This window comes from Candidatus Nucleicultrix amoebiphila FS5 (genome assembly GCF_002117145.1).
GTDB classification, from domain to species: Bacteria; Pseudomonadota; Alphaproteobacteria; order Caedimonadales; family Nucleicultricaceae; genus Nucleicultrix; species Nucleicultrix amoebiphila.
Genome location: NZ_CP008743.1, coordinates 1580755 through 1598050, shown reverse-complemented (window position 1 = coordinate 1598050; position 17296 = coordinate 1580755). Strand labels below are relative to the sequence as shown.

The window sequence follows — 17296 nt, the reverse complement described above, 5'->3', positions numbered from 1 at the left end:
ATGTCTATTGCAACAGTAAAAATAGAACCTATTTCTCTCATCGATGAGATTATTCAAAGCCTTCAACCTAAAGACTTTATAAAGGAAGTTAAAATTCCTAGAGTTGAACAGTCAAAAACTGAAAATATTTTGGATTTATTTGAAAATTTACTAACAACACATAGGGTCTCAGAACGTGTTAAGAACATCGTGTTAGAACGCATGCAAGGAGCCAATGATTTAGAAACAAGTCTAGAAAACATTTTCCATTTTGAACCAGTTCTCACAGCAGAAACCAACGGTGTTCTTGTTGTTGCTGGCACACCAGGAGCGGGAAAAAGTATTGTAGCTGCTAAGATAGCTCTTGAAGCAGTGTTAATGCAAAAAGATGTTGAGCTGATTACCACAGATACACTCAAGGCTGGCGGAACTACACAAATTCAAACCTATGCTCATGCTCTTGAAGTGCCTTTTAAAGCTATTGAATCAGCTGATAAATTGGATATCTATCTTAAAGACAGCAATCCTGAGACCCTTAAAATTATTGATACGATGGGTATTAATCCCTTTGAGAAAGCTGAGATGGGACGCCTCATTGAAATTGTGTTCGCTTCCAAAAAATCTCCTATCCTTGTACACCCTGTAGCGACAGAATGTGAAGAAACTCAAGATCAACTTGATGCTTTCAAGCAGTTGGGAATCTCTTCATTGATTGGCTCAAAAGTTGACATGAGTAAAAGAATAGGCGGCCTTATTTCTGCATGTGTTTCAGATAAAATAATGCTGTCTCACTTCAGTAAAGGTCCCGAACTGGGAAATCGGCTACATATAGCAACTGCAAACAACTTGAAAGAATTATTAACACGTCCCTCTGAAGCAAAGGAAATGAGTCCTAAAAGAACCCCTTTTCTGCTTAACTAACGATTGGTTGTTGTCAATAATTTTAGGCCGAGGGCAATTAAAAGCCCTCCGGTCACTCTTTCCACCCAATGAACCATTTTACTGAAAGATCTTTGCACTCTCTGTGTTGAGAAAAAGCAAGAAACAATTGAAAACCAAGTCATGGTTGTTACAAAAACGATGACCGCGAATAGACCTAAAATCATTGGAGGTGTATTGGGTTTTACCACAGTTGTAAAAAGACTAAGAAAAAACAAAATTGCCTTAGCATTCAGCACATTCGTAATGAACCCCATGCGAAAAGCTCGAAAATCCGTTATTGTTTCTTTATGTGCAGTATCTTTTTGTACTCTCATTGCATGGTGCTTACCACTTCGAATCGCTTGAGTACCAATATAAATTAAGTATGCCCCACCTAAAATTTTAAAGGTTGTGAATAGCCAAAACGATTTAGAAATAATCAAACCTAGCCCTAGCAAACAATATAAAACATGAACCATGACGCCAAAGGTAATCCCAAGGGTAGTGATCATACCAACACGCCGATTAAAAACTAAACTGTTACGCACAACAATCGCAAAATCAGGACCAGGGCTAATCAATGCAATAGACTGCAAAATACTAAGGCTAAGAAGTTCAAAAGAATATTGGGCTAAAAGATTTGTCATAATGGCTCCTACGCATCACGGTTTCAAGCTATACGACAGTTTTTAAGTTGAGTAAACATGGGAGACTAGCATTGTCTCCCCTATTCTTAATTTATTAACGAATGCTCAGCAATTCTTTGGTAATTTCATCCTGTGTCTTAATGGATTTAACGTTACCGGAGTTAAATTGTTGAAGTTGAATCATACTAGTTAATTGATCAGCAAAATCAACGTTGGAAGTTTCAATTTGCCCCGTTGCAATTTTGCCAAAACTACCTGTATTGGGTTTCCCATAAATCACAACACCCGATTTTGCTGTTGATGTAAACGCATTTCCAGGAATTGGATCTAAATTGTTGACAGAAGGAAATGAGGCTAATGCCAGTTGATATACGGGTAAACGAACACCACTAGCATAGACCATTGAAATGAGTCCTGATTCATTAGTCTCAAATCCTGATGCTGTAGACATTGCTTGTCCATCTTGAATCACTTTTGGAGGAATTTGTGTGCTGGCTCTGCTTACAAGTCCATCACCAGCGCCAATAGCACCTAAATCAAGAGTAACAGCCATATTTTGAGCATTTGTAGCAGCTACGTTCCACGTAACAAACATTGGAGGAGGAGCACCAGCTACCCCATCAAATGTTTGAGGTAATCCATTTTGATCAAAAACAATGACCATCGGCGTTCCACCCCCATATGGATTACCAGCTCCATTCGTTTTTGTTACTACGCCATCTGGACAAGTAATCGACATTGCCCATGTGTTGGGGTTAATTCCAGTTCTTTGAAATGTTGCTGTAAAGTCATGGGGGCTCCCCAAAGAATCGACAACTGGAAAGTTAACCTGCACAAGCTGAGCAGGAACAACGATAGGTGTATCAGAAGTAATGTTAGCCACCATTTTTGCTTGCGTAGTTTGTAAAAAATATTCCTGACTACCGCTTAAATCGATTGGAGTAAGCGCATTTCCTGTAAGACCAGTCGTTACGTTACCTTGAGCATTGGTCTTCCATCCTGCAGCCACAATGCCTCCAGAATTCACGAGAAGGTTTTTATAGTTTACCTCCCAATCACCTGCTGCCGTATAAACATTTTGAGTTGTTTGAGAATTTGGAAATCCTACAAAGAGACCTGCACCAATAACAGCCATATTACTCTGTCTTTCTGTACCCAGGATGCTACCTTGCTTTCCAACGTTTTGAATAATATGTGAACTGCTACCAGCGGAAGTAAACTGGTTATTCACCAAACTTCCTCCAGTTACCATTGCTTCAAAGATACCTTGTAATGATTTAAAACCGATCGTGTTACCATTTGCAGTATTTTGAGATACTGCATCCAGTGCTTTGTTACCGGCCTTTAATGCAACTACAGCTGCTGTTATTGTCATAATTTTCTCCTTTTATCTCAATGGATTATTGCGCAATTATTCCTAACTCAGTATTCAAATCAGTACTAATTTCTTTAAGCTCTGTACCAACATTTTTTATTTCACCAGTTATCAACTTTGGTTTTGTTGCAAGACTATGAATTCCGACCAAAGATTCTAAAGGCATCCTTAATCCATTGACAGCCACCGTTGGTTTTCCCTCAATCATTTCACCGCCTGTTACCATGCCCTTCACTGTTGTCCTAATGTGTTGAATTTTTTTTGTTGTTGGGTCTAAAAGAGCCTTACCACTTTTATCCAAGGCAGAAACACGGAATCGATATAGCCCCTTTTCAACTTTCTTGTCTTCAAGACCCTTACAATCCCATTCAAACAAATGTTTACCAGCCGTTGATGCTCCTTCAATTATTTTTATTACATTATTGGCTTTATCCGTCACGATAATTTGCGATTTATCAACCCCAGGCGGCAGGAAATATCCCAATTCAGGAGCCCCTTCATCTGTTACTTCAAATCCGCTCCCGTTGACTTCAACGTATCGGTCCAATTGTCCAGCTGCCTCGAGCAACTGTGAAAAATTCTGTGCATTCAAGACCTTTTGTAACTGATCCTTAATCTCCATGATTCCCATGATTTGACCGAATTGTGTAAACTGACTAGCCATCTGAGTCGTATCTGCAGGATTCATCGGATCTTGGTTTTTAACAGTAGCTAAAACAACTTTGAGCCAGTCCTCCATTTTTCCCATGATGATATTAGAACTCAACTTACGACCTTTTTCCCCATTAGCTCCTTGCATCTCATTTGTTAAACCAAAAGAATCTTGTTCTGATTTACGTTGAATATCCATATTTGCCTTAACCGCTTGAACCATTGTTTTCTCCCTATATTAATCTGTCTAAAACGCGATTATGATCAATCACTACTGAGGGAGTAACAATTTCTGTTTCTTCTCCATCAACTGAAAGAGCTGGAAGAATTGTTGTCAGTGAAGAATTTTCATCACCAAAGGATTGTTGTTCACCTCGAAAATTAAAATTAAGAGCTCCATCATCAGCTTTTAAGCCCGATTCATTTAAAAGAGCCTGCAGTAAACTTTCATCTCGTCTTAAAAGATCATACGTTTCGACTTTGTCTATATTAAAGATCGCTCGCACTTGCCCATCAGTAATCTCAAGTTTAATTTCAACGCGTCCTAAATGTTCTGGTTTCAATTCCAAAGTCATATTATCCATGCCTCTTTGACGAGCGACATGTAAAGCTTGGGATACTTGACGAATAACTGGCAGCTCATGAATGATAGAATTGTGCGAAACAGTTGAAGATTTCTGCATCAATGGATTAGGAATATTTCCTTGAATATTTTCTGTAATAGAGACTTTGGAAAAGCCTCGATCATCGCTAATAAAGCTATCGTTATCGACCAAAAAATCCTGCATTGAAGACGTATGATCAGTTTTTCTTTTTATATCTAATATAGTTCTGTCAATACTCTCCTGTTTTCTCTCAACATGCTTTTGGTGGTCATCTAATTCTTGAGATAAATTGTTTGATTTTTCTTTATCGGAATTTTCTTCTCCAACGTTTTGGCGTTCTGATCCAGTCCTAAGATGAAGATTTTTTTCCATATCTAGTGCTTCGACCAAAGATTCCTCTTGACTCATAATTTCGTGAGGAATGATTTGCTGTTTTATTTGTAAGATTTCGTTATCCATTCGTTGCTCTTCCCTTAAGGCAAGCCAGTCTTTAGTGAACATCACATTATTATTTATTTCAATTCCTTGAGATGAACTCATGGAAACGTGCACGATCCTTACAGCAGGCACATCTTCTTTAGATGCCCCTTTTGCTTCGTCGTTGAGGGTCATTATTGTCTTTAGAGGAATATCTTTTTGTTGCATCACTCCTCTTTCAACATCCTCAGCAGTTTGGGATTTTATGAGAGGCTCTTGATCACGCATTGGTATTAGAAAGTTAATAGATTGCTCATCATTAAACTCTTGCTGGTCGAAGACATGATCAGATTTATCGGGCACAGGACTTTCATCGCTCTGTTTTACATTGACAGTGTTTTCAGTTTTTTTCCCTCTCTCAAGTTGAGGAGAAGAATCATCATTCCTTTGAGAATTTTCTTTTTGTTGGTTATGAGCTTTCTCTTGTACTTGTTCCTTTGGCGTTGCATTAAGAATTTTTTGAAAATCAACTTTAGGTGACTCTCCAGATGCAACAGAAATGCTCAATAACTCTTGAACAACAATAGTCTTCTTTCCATTGGCAGCATTATTAACTTGCGGCATCTGCATTGTTGGCATCTCAAGAGCCATATAATCCTCCAAAATTTTTGGCTATAACTCATGTTGCAAAAGTTAGGCCAAGTGAAAAATTAAAAAACCTCCTATCTATAAACTACTGAAATTAAAGGGGTTAAAATCAATGGTTGATAATTCGTTAATAAAGTTGTCTATATTAAAAATATAAATTCCTATTCTAATGGGATTTGATCTTGAAAATCAAAGGTTGATCATTTAATAATGATTGTCTAAACAAATAATCACGAATCATTTTGATTTCTGCTGATTAAAAAAAATAATAATAAATACATATAATTACCGGGAGAGTAAAATGACGCGTTCTGAACTAGTACTTAAATTACTTTCGCAAAAGCCAGGTCTGACTAATTCACAAGCAGAAAAGAGTATAGATGTGGTTTTTGAAGAAATCTCTGCTGCACTTTCAACGGGCAAAAGAGTTGAGATCAGAGGTTTTGGAGTTTTCACCACTCGTCGTCGTGAACCACGTCTCGGTCGTAACCCGCGCACAGGAGTTTCTGTAAAAGTTAGTGGAAAAGTTGTTCCCTTCTTTAAGGCGGGAAAATACCTACGCGACAGACTTAATGTAAACAGTCGGTAAAAACAACCTAGTCCAAGCAATTTTTGCAGCTTACTATTTTCGTAAGCTGCATTTTTTTATGAAATCAATGCAAAAATATCTCTATCTTTCCAAAATTGAAGAATAAGACTCAATTCAGACACACAACATCTTTCCCATAGGAATGTCGCGAGGATCGCTTTCATGAGAATCTGGATCATTAAATGGCATGGAGGTGTATCCAAGCTTTTTGTAAAACGTTACTGCTTCGGGTGAAGCTTCCGCATGAATACTTTTATAGTTCTGACGCTTCAGCCATTTTTCAATACAGTCTAAAAACTGTCTACCTAATCCTTGATTACGTTGCTTTTGATCGAGAACAATGATTCTTATGGCAGCTCTGGCTTCAGTCCATAGTTGGATGTGAGCATAACCAATAATTTCAGAGCCTTGATAACAAATTAAATGAACATGGCTTGGGTGATCAAATGTCCAAGTATAAGGATCAGAGATAGATACATTATCGAAAAAATATTTCTGACGAAAATTCTTGGCTGCACTCCATTCTGTACTATCAGTACACTTAAGCACCCTTAAGCTACTAAAACCCGTTTCTTTTAGTATTTTGCGAATAAAATCTCCTTTACGAAGAGTATACCGTCTAAAGGAAGATTTATCTTTCTCAAACGAACTATCGTCTTGTAAAAGGCGTTCTTTAAGCGCCGCATACTCATCGCGAGCTGATAGATTTTTTCGTAAATAATCTCTGAAAAGAATGTTCAGCTCTATTTCAGGATGCCCAGTTTCATATACATGCAAGTTGATATCAACATCTCCACGTTTACTAAAACCATAATGCATAAGGATATTGTATTCCCCTTTGTATGTTAGTCCTATTGCTTCTAAATTTGGGATTGCTTTTATGGGATCTTTTACAACTGCGATGATATCGATTTTAGGTTTAGCAACTAAACCTGGTACAGACGTTGAACCAATATGATGAATATCAATGCAGTTATCGCCCAATGCTTCTTTGATGATTGCCGCCTCAAATGCAAAGATTTTTGGCCACCGAGGGTCATAAGGTGCTACTTCAATGTTGTTTGTTTTGTCTGTCATAACTTTTTCTTATAAACACATACTATCAGAAGTCAAAGAGTAAACTTGACTGCTGGCGGCGGGCCCATACGAGTGCGTTAATGGCTCGCTAATGCGACACCATCCATTTAAATATGACCCTTTCGCTCCCTCAACCTCTGATGTGGTAGCACCGGGTCGAAGGAGGAAAGAGCACGATAGTTTTTTCAAGAGGCTGGCATTTTCAAGTCAATCTCTCGAAGTTCTTTCCCCGAGGAAAAATTATTTTAACAACACTAAAATCTTCTCTAAAAGTCCCGGGCCGGCGGGCGAACCAACCAAGACTTTTTTAAAAAAGACTATTAAAGCTGTGGTCTTAAGATCTTAATGACCTATTACTTCTTTAACGTATCTAGAGTGCTCTGCAGAACAAACATAGCTTATATATAATGATTATAGAACTATATGTCAAGAAAAAAGATACAAAGTGTCAAAAATAAGTTTAACCTATTATAAATAAAGGATCTAAGGGGACATACACACAGATATCAACTGCCAGCAATCAGAAGTCAGAAAGTAAGTTAGGGTCACGGTCTTCACTCGTGATAACGAAAGCACGTGTCTTCCCGATCAGAAAACCGAATTCTCATCACAAAGAAAGAACTTCAGCTCATTTTGAATTTCTGCTAAGGAAATACTGGAGAAACCTTAAAGGATGTTTTGGAGACCCCTGATGAACTGGCTCACCAACTTTGTTCGCCCCAAACTGCGCTCTCTTGTAGGTAAGGATGTACCTGAGAACCTCTGGCAGAAATGTCCAGGATGTGAGCAAATGCTCTTCCATCGAGAATTGGTCGATAATCTTCATGTGTGTCGACATTGTGGCCATCATTTGCGATTAGACCCTTTTCAACGACTCGAGTTGTTGATGGACCCCAAATACACTCTAGTTCCTTTACCCAAGAGCGTTGATGACCCACTTAAATTTAAAGATTTAAAGAAATACAGTGAACGCCTTAAAGATTCTCGTCATAAACTCAAACAAGACGACGCTCTTATAATTGCTAATGGTACAATGGGGGGACATCCTGTTGTCATGGCTGTCTTTGACTTCCGTTTTATGGGAGGCTCTATGGGCATGACCGTTGGCAGTGGATTGATAAAAGCTGCTGAACTGGCCATTAAAAATAAGGCCGCTTATGTAGTCGTGCCTTCATCTGGAGGGGCGCGTATGCAAGAAGGTATCCTTTCTTTAATGCAAATGCCCCGTACTACCATTGCCGTTCGATTAATCAAAGAAGCAACGTTGCCTTATATCACACTGTTAACCGACCCAACCACAGGGGGCGTTTCAGCATCTTTTGCTATGTTGGGCGATATCTCAATAGCAGAACCTGGTGCTACTATTGGCTTTGCAGGTGCCAGAGTCATTAAAGAAACAATCCGAGAGCAATTGCCAGCAGGCTTTCAAACAGCAGAGTATTTATTAGAGCATGGTATGGTTGATATGGTCATTCCTCGCTCGGAACTACGAGACAAAATGATCTCAATGTTATCCATTATTTTTAAAAAGAACGCGCCAAAGAAGCGCTAAGCTTGACGGTTTCATCCATACCTAGATTACGTCCTTCCCGCCTCTGTGCCACCATCACTGCATAGATGAATAATTCATCAGAAGTTACCTTATAGGCAAAATAACTGACAAAAACTTGACATAGTGATAAATATGGATAGAGTGTTCTAAATAAATCATAAAAATCATGCGGGCGATGTGTAACGTTTATTGAACAGGAGAGTGTTCCATGGGCCTGCAATGGGTGCGTCTAAAATTTATAGCAAGTGTCGTAAGTTTATTTATGATGAGTCCTGGCGACAGCCAGGGGTCGTTCTTGATGAAAGACCTGGTCGATGGCATGAAGGGACTTACGCTTCGAAGCAAGCCTCTCCTTCCAAAAAACCAGCATCGGTCTTTTGCACAGAAAGCGCGCCAAGAGTTTCCCAAAAAATATCCCAAAGGCGTTTACATCCATGCGACCGAGGATTCGGTGTTTAAGCATGTGATGCAAAAGGATCATTTTCGGAATTCCTTTTTGAGTGCCGTCTTGGGAGAAGAAATTCTAGAGTCTGAATACTTGGATCAGGCCCTGAATCCTCTTAAAAGTTTTACAGCGCTCAGAGGTTTTATAAACGATAAAAAGCATATCCTTCTTATGAAGGAGGTTGAGAAGGACCTGAAGGATCCCCTTGTCATCAATGCCAGGACCAATAGATCCATGGGTAAGATGCGTGAGTTTTTAAAACAGCTTGCGCCGATTTATTATCATCTTGTGGCCTCGCTGCCGGCAGAAGAGCGCAATACCCAGCTGGATTTGATTTGTAAAACACGGTTTGGGTTGATCAATGTGGAAGTGCAAGTTGAACCGCAGAATTTCTGGGACATTCGTATTCTTGATCATGTGTGTGGTTTGTTTCATCGCCAGTTTCCCAAGGGGTTTAAATGGTCAGAGCTTAAAACGGATGTAGACCTTGCTGACAAAGTAAGAAAAGTCGTTGGGATTAGCCTCTTTGAAACCCCGCCCAAGGTGCCCCATCACCTTCATCAACTTCTGCCCTGGTATCGGATGGAGCCTTGGGGAGAAGATGAATTACGCCGGGATTTTGTGTTAGCAGAGAAGAAGGTTCCCCGAATGACACGGAGCGGTCTTGAGTTCATCGATATTAACCTTGGGGCTTTATCCCATCATAAACCTCTCTCAGTCTTAGCGGGGGAGTCTGCGGACTATCGCGAGTGGCTCGAGTTGCTCGCCCATGGTCATTTAAAGTCTATGGAAGAAGTTGAACAGAGTGTGTCGTCACCGGTGATTAAGGAAGCCTATCACACCATTCGAACGCTTCCAGAAGATGTGATGATGCGCTATGAGGAAGCTTATATCAAACGTCAAAATATTAGTCATTATGTGAGCGCCCAAAAAGAAGAAGGAATAAAAGAAGGGATAGAAAAAGGCAGAATAGAAGGGATGAAAGAAGGCATAGAAAAAGGCATAAAAGAGGCCAGCCTTGAGATTGCGAGAAAATTACTCAAAAAAAATCTCTCTTCGGAAGAGGTTGCAGCGACCACAGGTCTTTCTTTAGAAGAGCTCAAAACTCTCCAGTAAGAGAGGCCAAAAAGACCTGGCTCAAAGAGAGCCAGGGGCTCTTCTTATTGAGGGGTTTTACAAGAGATCGTTAACAAAGTATGTGTCGTAGAGTGACCATCGAACCTCTCCATCCTCTGCCCGGTGGGGCGATACCCTGCCTAAGCGTCGGTCCCCATACGTCCCTTCAAAGCCTTCTTCCCTATATCTCTCCCGCTTGCGATAAAATGTACTCACACTCACGCTTAGTAACTCTGCTGCTTCTTGGGTTGTTAATCGCCCCTTTTGAAAGCGATCATAGATCTCTTCAAACTTCATCCTCATGACTCCTTCAATTATCCGTGCTTCTCTCTTCATGGGATCCTCCTCGAATCCCATCCTCTCATCGGTCAATTGAAGTGTTAATTACCTCGGTCATATCACGTGCTAGTGACATAATTGACAAAAAACTTGACATAGTGATAAATATGGATATAGTGTTCTAAATAAATCATAAAAATCATGCGGGCGTTGTGTAACGTTTATTGAACAGGAGAATGTTCCATGGGTCTGCAGTGGATGCGTCCAAAATTTATAGCAAGTGTCGTAAGTTTATTTATGATGAGTCCTGGCGAAAGCCACGGGTCTTTCTTGGTTGAAGACTTGGTCCAAGGTGTTAGCCGCCTGTGCTTAAAGAAAAAAACAGAACCGAAAAAAGTTCATCCTTTCAGTCAGAACAAGACGCTTGCTTCTCGACAGGGAAAAATAAAATTCCCTATGAGCCATAAACATTTCCAGCGTCGGTCTTTTACAACAAGTCCTAAGCTGCTTAAGGAGCCAGGGTCTTGGATACAACAAGCAAAGCAGGTTTTTGGTCGTCCCACCTATGATGCCACCGTTAAAAAGGTTCTCGCCGACGATGAGGCCCGTCTGGATTTTATCAAAACCTTTGCCAAGCTTCCGGACGTTGTCTCAACCCAACCTCTCGATGCTTCCCTAAATCCAATTCGACGAATGAGCAATCTTAAAGAACTTTTGAGGGATTCAAAAATCGTAGACTATATGGAAGATGTCCAACAGCATCCCACCCAATACAAAGTGATGGGCTATAAAAAAACCTCGCCGTTGGGGACAACGTTTTTGCGAGGCGTTGGAGCACACTATGGAGATCTCTTAAGCTTATTACCCCTGGAACAACGAGACTCTGAGGTAGATGTGTTGTGTCGCTTGTCGACGGATGAGTATGTTTTGGTGGAAGTTCAAGTCAAGAAACAGAACTATTGGGATAAGAGAGCCCTTGCTTATGCCGCCCATGTTTATGGTAATCAGTTGCGGAAGGGCCAACCCTGGAAAGATCTTAAAAAGTTGATTTGTATCAATGTCTTAGGAGCTGGACCTGAAAGCACACGGTTCTGGCCTAAAGGAGCGCACTTTATGCGCCATTACATCATGCAAGATCAAAAGGATCCGAATAATATCATTCCTGAATTACAATTGATTCAGTATTCCTTGGGCAATGTAAGGGGCGATGAAGAAGAGCTCAAAGAGAATAAGGATCTTAAAGATTGGCTCGACTATTATCGAAACGCTCAGAACTTGAAAGAAATTCCCGAAGGCCTCAGCCCTGGACTCCACAAGGCCTATGAGTTAAGCAAAGATACGGGTTTATTGGAGAAGGAACGCGCTGATTACGACGAGCAAGATGACGACTTTTCTCGCTATTCTCATCACATCGACTCTATGAAAATGGAAGCCCTGGAAGAGGGCAGAGAAGAAGGTATAGAAAAAGGCAAAGAAGAGGGTAAAAAAGAAGGCATAAAAGAAGCGAGCCTTGAGATCGCGAGAAATATGATCAAGGATCATGTCAAAATCGAATCCATTATCTCTTACACCGGACTTACGGAAGAAGAGATCAAAAACTTACAGGAATAGAGGACAACCCAACGGCCCCTCTCTTCTGTCAAGAACGGGGGGCTAAACCCCTAAAACAAATGCGTACGATTCAGATTCTTCGCTTCGCTGCGGTCGGGAAGACAACAAACAGAACTTAGTCTTTGCCCATTTTTAGCGCTTCAATAAAGGCTTTCTGGGGAATTTCAACCTTACCAAATTGACGCATGCGTTTTTTTCCTTCTTTTTGTTTATCAAGAAGTTTTCTCTTACGAGAAATATCGCCACCATAACACTTAGCGGTGACATCTTTACGCATAGCTGAAATTGTTTCACGAGCAATCACTTTTCCACCAATAGCAGCTTGCAGAGCAATTTTGAAAAGTTGTTTTGGGATCAAATCCTTTAATCTTCCACATAGATGGCGCCCTCTGGATTCGGACTGGCTTTTGTGCACAATACAAGAAAGTGCATCCACTGGATCTCCATTAACCAAAATCGCAAGTTTTACCAAATCACCTTCGCGATATTCGTCAACTTCATAATCAAAGCTCGCATATCCTCTGGAGGCGGATTTCAAACGATCATAAAAATCAAATACGACTTCGTTCAAAGGCAAACGATAAACAATCATGGCACGATTCCCAACGTAAGTCAGATCAATTTGTTCGCCACGTCGATCTGTACACAACGTTAACACAGCTCCAACAAATTCATCGGGTACCATAATTGTTGCTTTAATCCATGGTTCTTCAATGTGATCAATCTTCACCACATCAGGAAAATCAGCAGGATTGTGCAACTCTACTATCTGACCATTCGTCATATGAATGCGATACACAACGCTTGGAGCTGTCGTAATAAGATCAAGATTAAATTCACGTTCAAGACGTTCTTGAATAATTTCTAAGTGTAGCAATCCAAGAAACCCACACCGAAAACCAAATCCCAAAGCCGCAGAAGTTTCAGCTTCATAGGTAAAACTTGCATCATTCAAATGAAGTTTTTCTAGGCTATCACGTAAATTTTCAAAATCATTAGCATCAATAGGAAATAAACCGCAGAATACCACAGGAACGCTCGGTTTAAATCCAGGCAAAGCCTCATTCGTTGGCTTGCGATCATCGGTTACTGTATCACCAACGTTGGCATCGGCAACAAATTTTATACTAGCAGTAAAATAGCCAATTTCACCGGGTTTGAGTTCAGAAACAGAAACTTTTTTTGGCGTAAATACTCCCACATTTTCTACTTGATAAGAAGCACCCGTAGACATCATGCGAACTTTCATATTCTTACGCAAAATACCATCTTTAATACGTACAAGAATAATCACACCTAAGTACTGATCATACCAACTATCCACCAAAAGCGCTTTCAGAGGTGCTTCCTCTGATCCCTTTGGAGGTGGCAAACGTTTGACGAGAGCTTCTAGAACATCACCAATACCGATGCCGGTTTTAGCAGAAATAAGCACTGCGTCCTGAGCATCAAGACCTATCACTTCTTCGATTTGCTGTTTTACGCGCTCGGGTTCAGCAGCGGGTAAATCAATTTTATTCAAAACGGGGATTATTTCGTGATTATTTTCAATAGCTTGGTAAACGTTTGCCAATGTCTGAGCTTCAACACCTTGGCTAGCATCTACAACAAGTAAAGACCCCTCACAAGCAGCCAAAGACCGGCTCACCTCATAGGCAAAGTCAACGTGACCAGGAGTATCCATCAGATTGAGTTGATAGATCTTACCATCATGGGCTTTATAGTTTAAGCGCACTGTTTGAGCTTTAATTGTAATACCACGCTCTCGCTCGATATCCATACTATCAAGAACTTGAGATTTCAGTTCACGTGCTTCAAGTCCTCCACAATATTCAATAAGACGATCAGCAAGGGTTGATTTTCCATGGTCGATATGAGCGATAATGGCGAAATTTCGAATATCATCAAAAGTTTTCATTGGCGAAGATGACCTCCTGTCATCTGTTCAATCACCTTAATAATTTTATCTGAAACTTCCATGATCTGAGCATCCGTCAAGGTTGCTTCCATAGGTTCAAGACGTACTTTAAAGGCAATTGATTTCTTCTCTGGTGGAATATTTTTTCCTTCATAAACATCAAAAAGGATCACAGAACTAATTAAGGTAGGATCAGCAGATCGCGCAGCTTTAATAATTTCACTTGCAGGAACGTTTTTGTCGAGCAAAAAAGCAAAGTCTCTCTCTACTGGTTGATAAGAGGAAAGCTTAAGGTTTCTTTTGTTCGACACATTTTTGGGCAAAGGAATATCTGAGAGAAAAAGTTCAAAACCTACAACTTTTTCCTGGATATCAAACCTCTTTAGAATACTTGGATGGAAGTCGCCAAAATAGCCTAGGGTTTGTTTAGGGCCTAATTTCAAAACTCCAGAACGTCCAGGATGATACCATCTAGGAGCCCCATCTGCTATTTGAATTTTGGTGCTATCAAACTCTAGAACATCTAATAATTTTAGAAGATCAGCTTTTACATCGAAACAATCAACTTCTCTGGCTGGCATTTGCCAATGCATCATTTGCCGTTTGCCCGTCCAAACCCCAGAAACACTCTTTTTTTGCTTTTGATCATAATTAACACTAAAAATTGGACCAATTTCAAAAAAAGCCGGGTCTTCAAGATGCCTGTCTAAATTACGTCTTACCGCTTCTAACATATTTGGCACCAAAGATGGTCGCATAGTAGATAAATCAGCACTAATGGGATTCACCAGTGTCAGTTCTTCTTCTCCTCCACCAAAAGCTTTGGCGATTTCAGGTTTAATAAAGGACCAAGTTGTCACTTCATGGTAACCGCAATTAGCCAGAAACTTACGCGCTGTCCATGGACGCTCTTCTCCAATAACAGCAGAAATATCTGTCTTCAAAGCCTCATCGTTATTCTTTTTTGGTAAGTCTGTGAAAGGGATGTGATCATACCCCACAATACGCACTATCTCTTCAACCAGGTCTGCGTCTCCTTCAATATCATGACGCCAGGAAGGAGAAGTAACATGATCATTTTCCAAATGAAAACCTAAATTACTTAAAATCGCATGGGAAGTCTTCGTTTCGATCGATACACCTGTTAACTCTTGCACACGTTTTGTATTAAACTTAATCTTGCGCTCAATGATCGGCAATTCTCCAGTTTTTACAACGGGACCTACTTTGCCTCCGCAAATTTCAAGAATCATCTGTGTAGCCAATTCCAAGCCTGGTAAAACCATAGATGGATCTACCCCTCTCTCAAAACGATAGCGTGATTCACTTAAAACAGAAAGAGCACGTCCCGTTGTACTGATTGCTGTTGGATTAAAATAGGCTGATTCCAAAAAGACATTTGTAGTCTCCACTGTACATCCAGACGCTTCACCGCCAATAATGCCTGCAAGAGATTGAAGACCAGACTCATCGGCAATAACCAACATCCCCTGATCTAAAACATAATCTTTACCATCTAAAGCTTTAAATGTTTCGCCTTTAACAGCCGACCTCAATTCCAGATGCCCATTAATTTTATCCAAATCAAAGACATGCATAGGTCGTCCCCAAGCCATCAACATAAAATTCGTGATATCAACGAGAGCGGAAATAGGGCGCAACCCCACTGCTTTTAAGCGCTGTTGGAGCCACATTGGACTGGGACCATTCTTAACGCCTTTAATAATACGCCCTGAAAAAAATGGACAACTCTCTGAATTTTTGATTGTCACTTTCATAGTATCAGATAAATTTTCAGAAAGTTTTGGCACATCAAGTTTCAGCAGAGTGCCAATCCCCGTGGCGGCTAAATCACGAGCCACCCCATAATGACTAAAGCAATCACTGCGATTAGGGCCAATTTCAAGATCTAGAACCGTATCGCATAATCCAAGGTAGGTGGCATATTCTTCGCCAACAGGGGCGTCATCGGGTAGTTCAATAATCTTACCACCCGAATCTTCTTCTAACAAAAGCTCTTGTCCAGAGCAAAGCATTCCCATGCTTTCAACATCACGAATCATTGTATGTTTCAGAACCAAACCATTAGCTGGGATTGACATTCCAACACGTGCTAACACAGCTTTCATACCTGTCTTCGCATTCGAAGCGCCACAAACAACTTGTATTTCCTCTTGCCCTGTATTGACACGACACACAGATAAACGATCTGCATTGGGATGTCTTTTGACTTCTAAAACTTCTGCAATGCGAAAACCTTTGAGGCGCTCACCCAAATTTTCAAAACTATCGACTACCAGACCAATTTGGTTGAGACGCTGAATAATCTCTTCATCAGGGGTCGAAGTATTAAGATATGTCCTTAACCAGGCAAGACTAATTTTCATAGACCTCGCCCTTCTCGTAAAGCTTTAGCTGCATCAAAACCATAATAGCTTAGCCAACGCAGATCAGGTTCATAAAATGATCTTAAATCTGGAATACCAAACTTCAACATGGCGATACGCTCAATTCCCATACCAAAAGCAAATCCTTGATATTTTTGTGGATCGATGCCGCAATTCTTTAACACCTTAGGATGCACCATACCGCACCCAAGAATTTCTAACCAATCGCTCCCTTCACCGATTTCAAGGCCATCTTTTCCCCGACGACAGCCTATATCTACTTCCGCCGAAGGTTCGGTAAATGGAAAAAAAGAAGGACGAAAGCGCACAGGTAATTTTGGCTTACCAAAGAATCTTCTGCAGAATTCAGTAAGACACCCTTTTAAATGTCCCATATGTACCCCTTCATCCACATAAAAACCTTCAATTTGATGAAATGTAGGCGTATGAGTTTGATCAAAATCACTACGATACACACGTCCAGGCGCAATAATTCGTAAAGGAGGCTTTTTCTCGCGCATTGTTCTTATTTGCACAGGCGATGTATGGGTTCGCAACAATTGGATCGTACCCTTTTCATCCTTTGGTAGATAGAAGGTATCTTGCTCTTGGCGGGCCGGATGGGTTTCAGGAATATTCAGGGCAGTAAAGTTATGCTCATCATCTTCAATCTCTGGGCCTTCGGCGATCCAAAACCCCATATCCTTGAAAATTGAAATCGCTTCAAACATCGCTTCCGAAAGGGCATGAATTGTCCCTTGAGGTAATGAACGTCCGGGTAAAGTAATATCTATTTTTTCACTGATGAGTTGATGAGAAAGAGCTTCTGCTTCAAGATAAGCTAATTGTTTATCTAGAGCCTCTCCCACTGAAGCTCGAACGTCATTGAGTTTTTGCCCCTGCTCTTTACGAGCCTCTCCTTCAAGACTGCCTAAATTCTTCATCAAGACAGTGATCGAGCCTTGTTTTCCTAAAGTTTGCACACGCAAATCTTCTAAAGCTTTTAAATTGTTAGCCTCAGAGATTTTCTGCAGGATTGATGCTTTAAGCGTGACTAAATCTTCCATACCTTCTTTGTA

The 17296-nt window shown here is 40.5% G+C and carries 14 protein-coding genes; 5 read left to right on the top strand and 9 right to left on the bottom strand.

Features of this window, described 5'->3' with window-relative positions; all coding sequences use genetic code 11:
• Positions 1-900 (top strand): flagellar biosynthesis protein FlhF, encoded by a 900-nt coding sequence (locus GQ61_RS07890; protein ID WP_085784808.1) that lies wholly within the window; start codon positions 1-3, stop codon positions 898-900.
• On the opposite strand, the gene GQ61_RS07885 is transcribed toward GQ61_RS07890, so the two are convergent.
• The 4 genes from GQ61_RS07885 to GQ61_RS07870 all read right to left on the bottom strand — a co-directional run bounded on the left by GQ61_RS07885 (position 897) and on the right by GQ61_RS07870 (position 5246).
• The gene (locus GQ61_RS07885) at positions 897-1547 is read right to left on the bottom strand and encodes a LysE family transporter (RefSeq protein WP_085784807.1); all 651 of its coding nucleotides are present in this window, start codon (positions 1545-1547) and stop codon (positions 897-899) included. The two genes, GQ61_RS07890 and GQ61_RS07885, sit on opposite strands and share 4 nt — an antisense overlap.
• A gap of 94 nt (positions 1548-1641) precedes the next feature.
• Positions 1642-2922 (bottom strand): flagellar hook protein FlgE, encoded by a 1281-nt coding sequence (locus GQ61_RS07880; RefSeq protein ID WP_085784806.1) that lies wholly within the window; start codon positions 2920-2922, stop codon positions 1642-1644.
• Between the two features lie 25 nt (positions 2923-2947).
• Positions 2948-3796 (bottom strand): flagellar hook assembly protein FlgD, encoded by an 849-nt coding sequence (locus GQ61_RS07875; RefSeq protein WP_085784805.1) that lies wholly within the window; start codon positions 3794-3796, stop codon positions 2948-2950.
• A gap of 10 nt (positions 3797-3806) precedes the next feature.
• Positions 3807-5246, bottom strand: a complete 1440-nt coding sequence (locus GQ61_RS07870; protein WP_085784804.1) for a flagellar hook-length control protein FliK — start codon at positions 5244-5246, stop codon at positions 3807-3809.
• Positions 5247-5544: 298 nt separating this feature from the next.
• Here GQ61_RS07870 and GQ61_RS07865 point away from each other — a divergent pair, with 298 nt between their 5' ends.
• Positions 5545-5832, top strand: a complete 288-nt coding sequence (locus GQ61_RS07865) for an integration host factor subunit beta (RefSeq protein ID WP_085784803.1) — start codon at positions 5545-5547, stop codon at positions 5830-5832.
• Positions 5833-5946: 114 nt separating this feature from the next.
• On the opposite strand, the gene GQ61_RS07860 is transcribed toward GQ61_RS07865, so the two are convergent.
• A complete protein-coding gene (locus GQ61_RS07860; protein WP_085784802.1) occupies positions 5947-6909 on the bottom strand; it encodes a bifunctional GrpB family protein/GNAT family N-acetyltransferase in 963 nt (320 codons plus the stop codon).
• Between the two features lie 691 nt (positions 6910-7600).
• Here GQ61_RS07860 and accD point away from each other — a divergent pair.
• Positions 7601-8461 carry an acetyl-CoA carboxylase, carboxyltransferase subunit beta gene (accD, locus tag GQ61_RS07855; RefSeq protein ID WP_085784801.1) on the top strand — a complete coding sequence of 287 codons (861 nt, stop codon included), beginning with the start codon at positions 7601-7603 and terminating at the stop codon, positions 8459-8461.
• 208 nt (positions 8462-8669) lie between these two features.
• Positions 8670-10022 carry an Rpn family recombination-promoting nuclease/putative transposase gene (locus tag GQ61_RS07850; RefSeq protein WP_085784800.1) on the top strand — a complete coding sequence of 451 codons (1353 nt, stop codon included), beginning with the start codon at positions 8670-8672 and terminating at the stop codon, positions 10020-10022.
• Between the two features lie 57 nt (positions 10023-10079).
• Here GQ61_RS07850 and GQ61_RS07845 read toward each other — a convergent pair whose 3' ends face one another.
• A complete protein-coding gene (locus tag GQ61_RS07845) occupies positions 10080-10358 on the bottom strand; it encodes a helix-turn-helix domain-containing protein (RefSeq protein ID WP_198157323.1) in 279 nt (92 codons plus the stop codon).
• A 186-nt stretch (positions 10359-10544) separates the two neighbouring features.
• Between GQ61_RS07845 and GQ61_RS07840 the strand changes: the two genes are divergently transcribed.
• Entirely contained in the window at positions 10545-11912 is a 1368-nt protein-coding gene (locus tag GQ61_RS07840; RefSeq protein WP_085784798.1) for an Rpn family recombination-promoting nuclease/putative transposase, read from the top strand.
• Positions 11913-12027: 115 nt separating this feature from the next.
• Here GQ61_RS07840 and lepA read toward each other — a convergent pair whose 3' ends face one another.
• From lepA to pheS, 3 genes are read right to left on the bottom strand one after another with little or no spacing between them, the layout of a single operon-like run.
• Positions 12028-13830 carry a translation elongation factor 4 gene (gene lepA / locus GQ61_RS07835; RefSeq protein ID WP_085784797.1) on the bottom strand — a complete coding sequence of 601 codons (1803 nt, stop codon included), beginning with the start codon at positions 13828-13830 and terminating at the stop codon, positions 12028-12030.
• Positions 13827-16217 (bottom strand): phenylalanine--tRNA ligase subunit beta, encoded by a 2391-nt coding sequence (gene pheT / locus GQ61_RS07830; RefSeq protein WP_085784796.1) that lies wholly within the window; start codon positions 16215-16217, stop codon positions 13827-13829. Before pheT ends, lepA begins: the two co-directional genes overlap by 4 nt.
• Positions 16214-17284, bottom strand: a complete 1071-nt coding sequence (gene pheS, locus GQ61_RS07825; RefSeq protein ID WP_085784795.1) for a phenylalanine--tRNA ligase subunit alpha — start codon at positions 17282-17284, stop codon at positions 16214-16216. The genes pheT and pheS overlap by 4 nt, the downstream gene beginning before the upstream one ends.
• Positions 17285-17296 lie beyond the last annotated feature (12 nt).

What these genes read in the sequence shown, in the direction of transcription:
- GQ61_RS07845 (WP_198157323.1), bottom strand. Translation starts at nt 10,358, where the DNA reads ATGAAGAGAGAAGCACGGATAATTGAAGGAGTCATGAGGATGAAGTTT.
- GQ61_RS07870 (WP_085784804.1), bottom strand. Translation starts at nt 5,246, where the DNA reads ATGGCTCTTGAGATGCCAACAATGCAGATGCCGCAAGTTAATAATGCT.
- lepA (WP_085784797.1), bottom strand. Translation starts at nt 13,830, where the DNA reads ATGAAAACTTTTGATGATATTCGAAATTTCGCCATTATCGCTCATATC.
- pheS (WP_085784795.1), bottom strand. Translation starts at nt 17,284, where the DNA reads ATGGAAGATTTAGTCACGCTTAAAGCATCAATCCTGCAGAAAATCTCT.
- GQ61_RS07890 (WP_085784808.1), top strand. Translation starts at nt 1, where the DNA reads ATGTCTATTGCAACAGTAAAAATAGAACCTATTTCTCTCATCGATGAG.
- GQ61_RS07875 (WP_085784805.1), bottom strand. Translation starts at nt 3,796, where the DNA reads ATGGTTCAAGCGGTTAAGGCAAATATGGATATTCAACGTAAATCAGAA.
- GQ61_RS07860 (WP_085784802.1), bottom strand. Translation starts at nt 6,909, where the DNA reads ATGACAGACAAAACAAACAACATTGAAGTAGCACCTTATGACCCTCGG.
- GQ61_RS07885 (WP_085784807.1), bottom strand. Translation starts at nt 1,547, where the DNA reads ATGACAAATCTTTTAGCCCAATATTCTTTTGAACTTCTTAGCCTTAGT.
- GQ61_RS07880 (WP_085784806.1), bottom strand. Translation starts at nt 2,922, where the DNA reads ATGACAATAACAGCAGCTGTAGTTGCATTAAAGGCCGGTAACAAAGCA.
- GQ61_RS07865 (WP_085784803.1), top strand. Translation starts at nt 5,545, where the DNA reads ATGACGCGTTCTGAACTAGTACTTAAATTACTTTCGCAAAAGCCAGGT.
- GQ61_RS07850 (WP_085784800.1), top strand. Translation starts at nt 8,670, where the DNA reads ATGGGCCTGCAATGGGTGCGTCTAAAATTTATAGCAAGTGTCGTAAGT.
- pheT (WP_085784796.1), bottom strand. Translation starts at nt 16,217, where the DNA reads ATGAAAATTAGTCTTGCCTGGTTAAGGACATATCTTAATACTTCGACC.
- accD (WP_085784801.1), top strand. Translation starts at nt 7,601, where the DNA reads ATGAACTGGCTCACCAACTTTGTTCGCCCCAAACTGCGCTCTCTTGTA.
- GQ61_RS07840 (WP_085784798.1), top strand. Translation starts at nt 10,545, where the DNA reads ATGGGTCTGCAGTGGATGCGTCCAAAATTTATAGCAAGTGTCGTAAGT.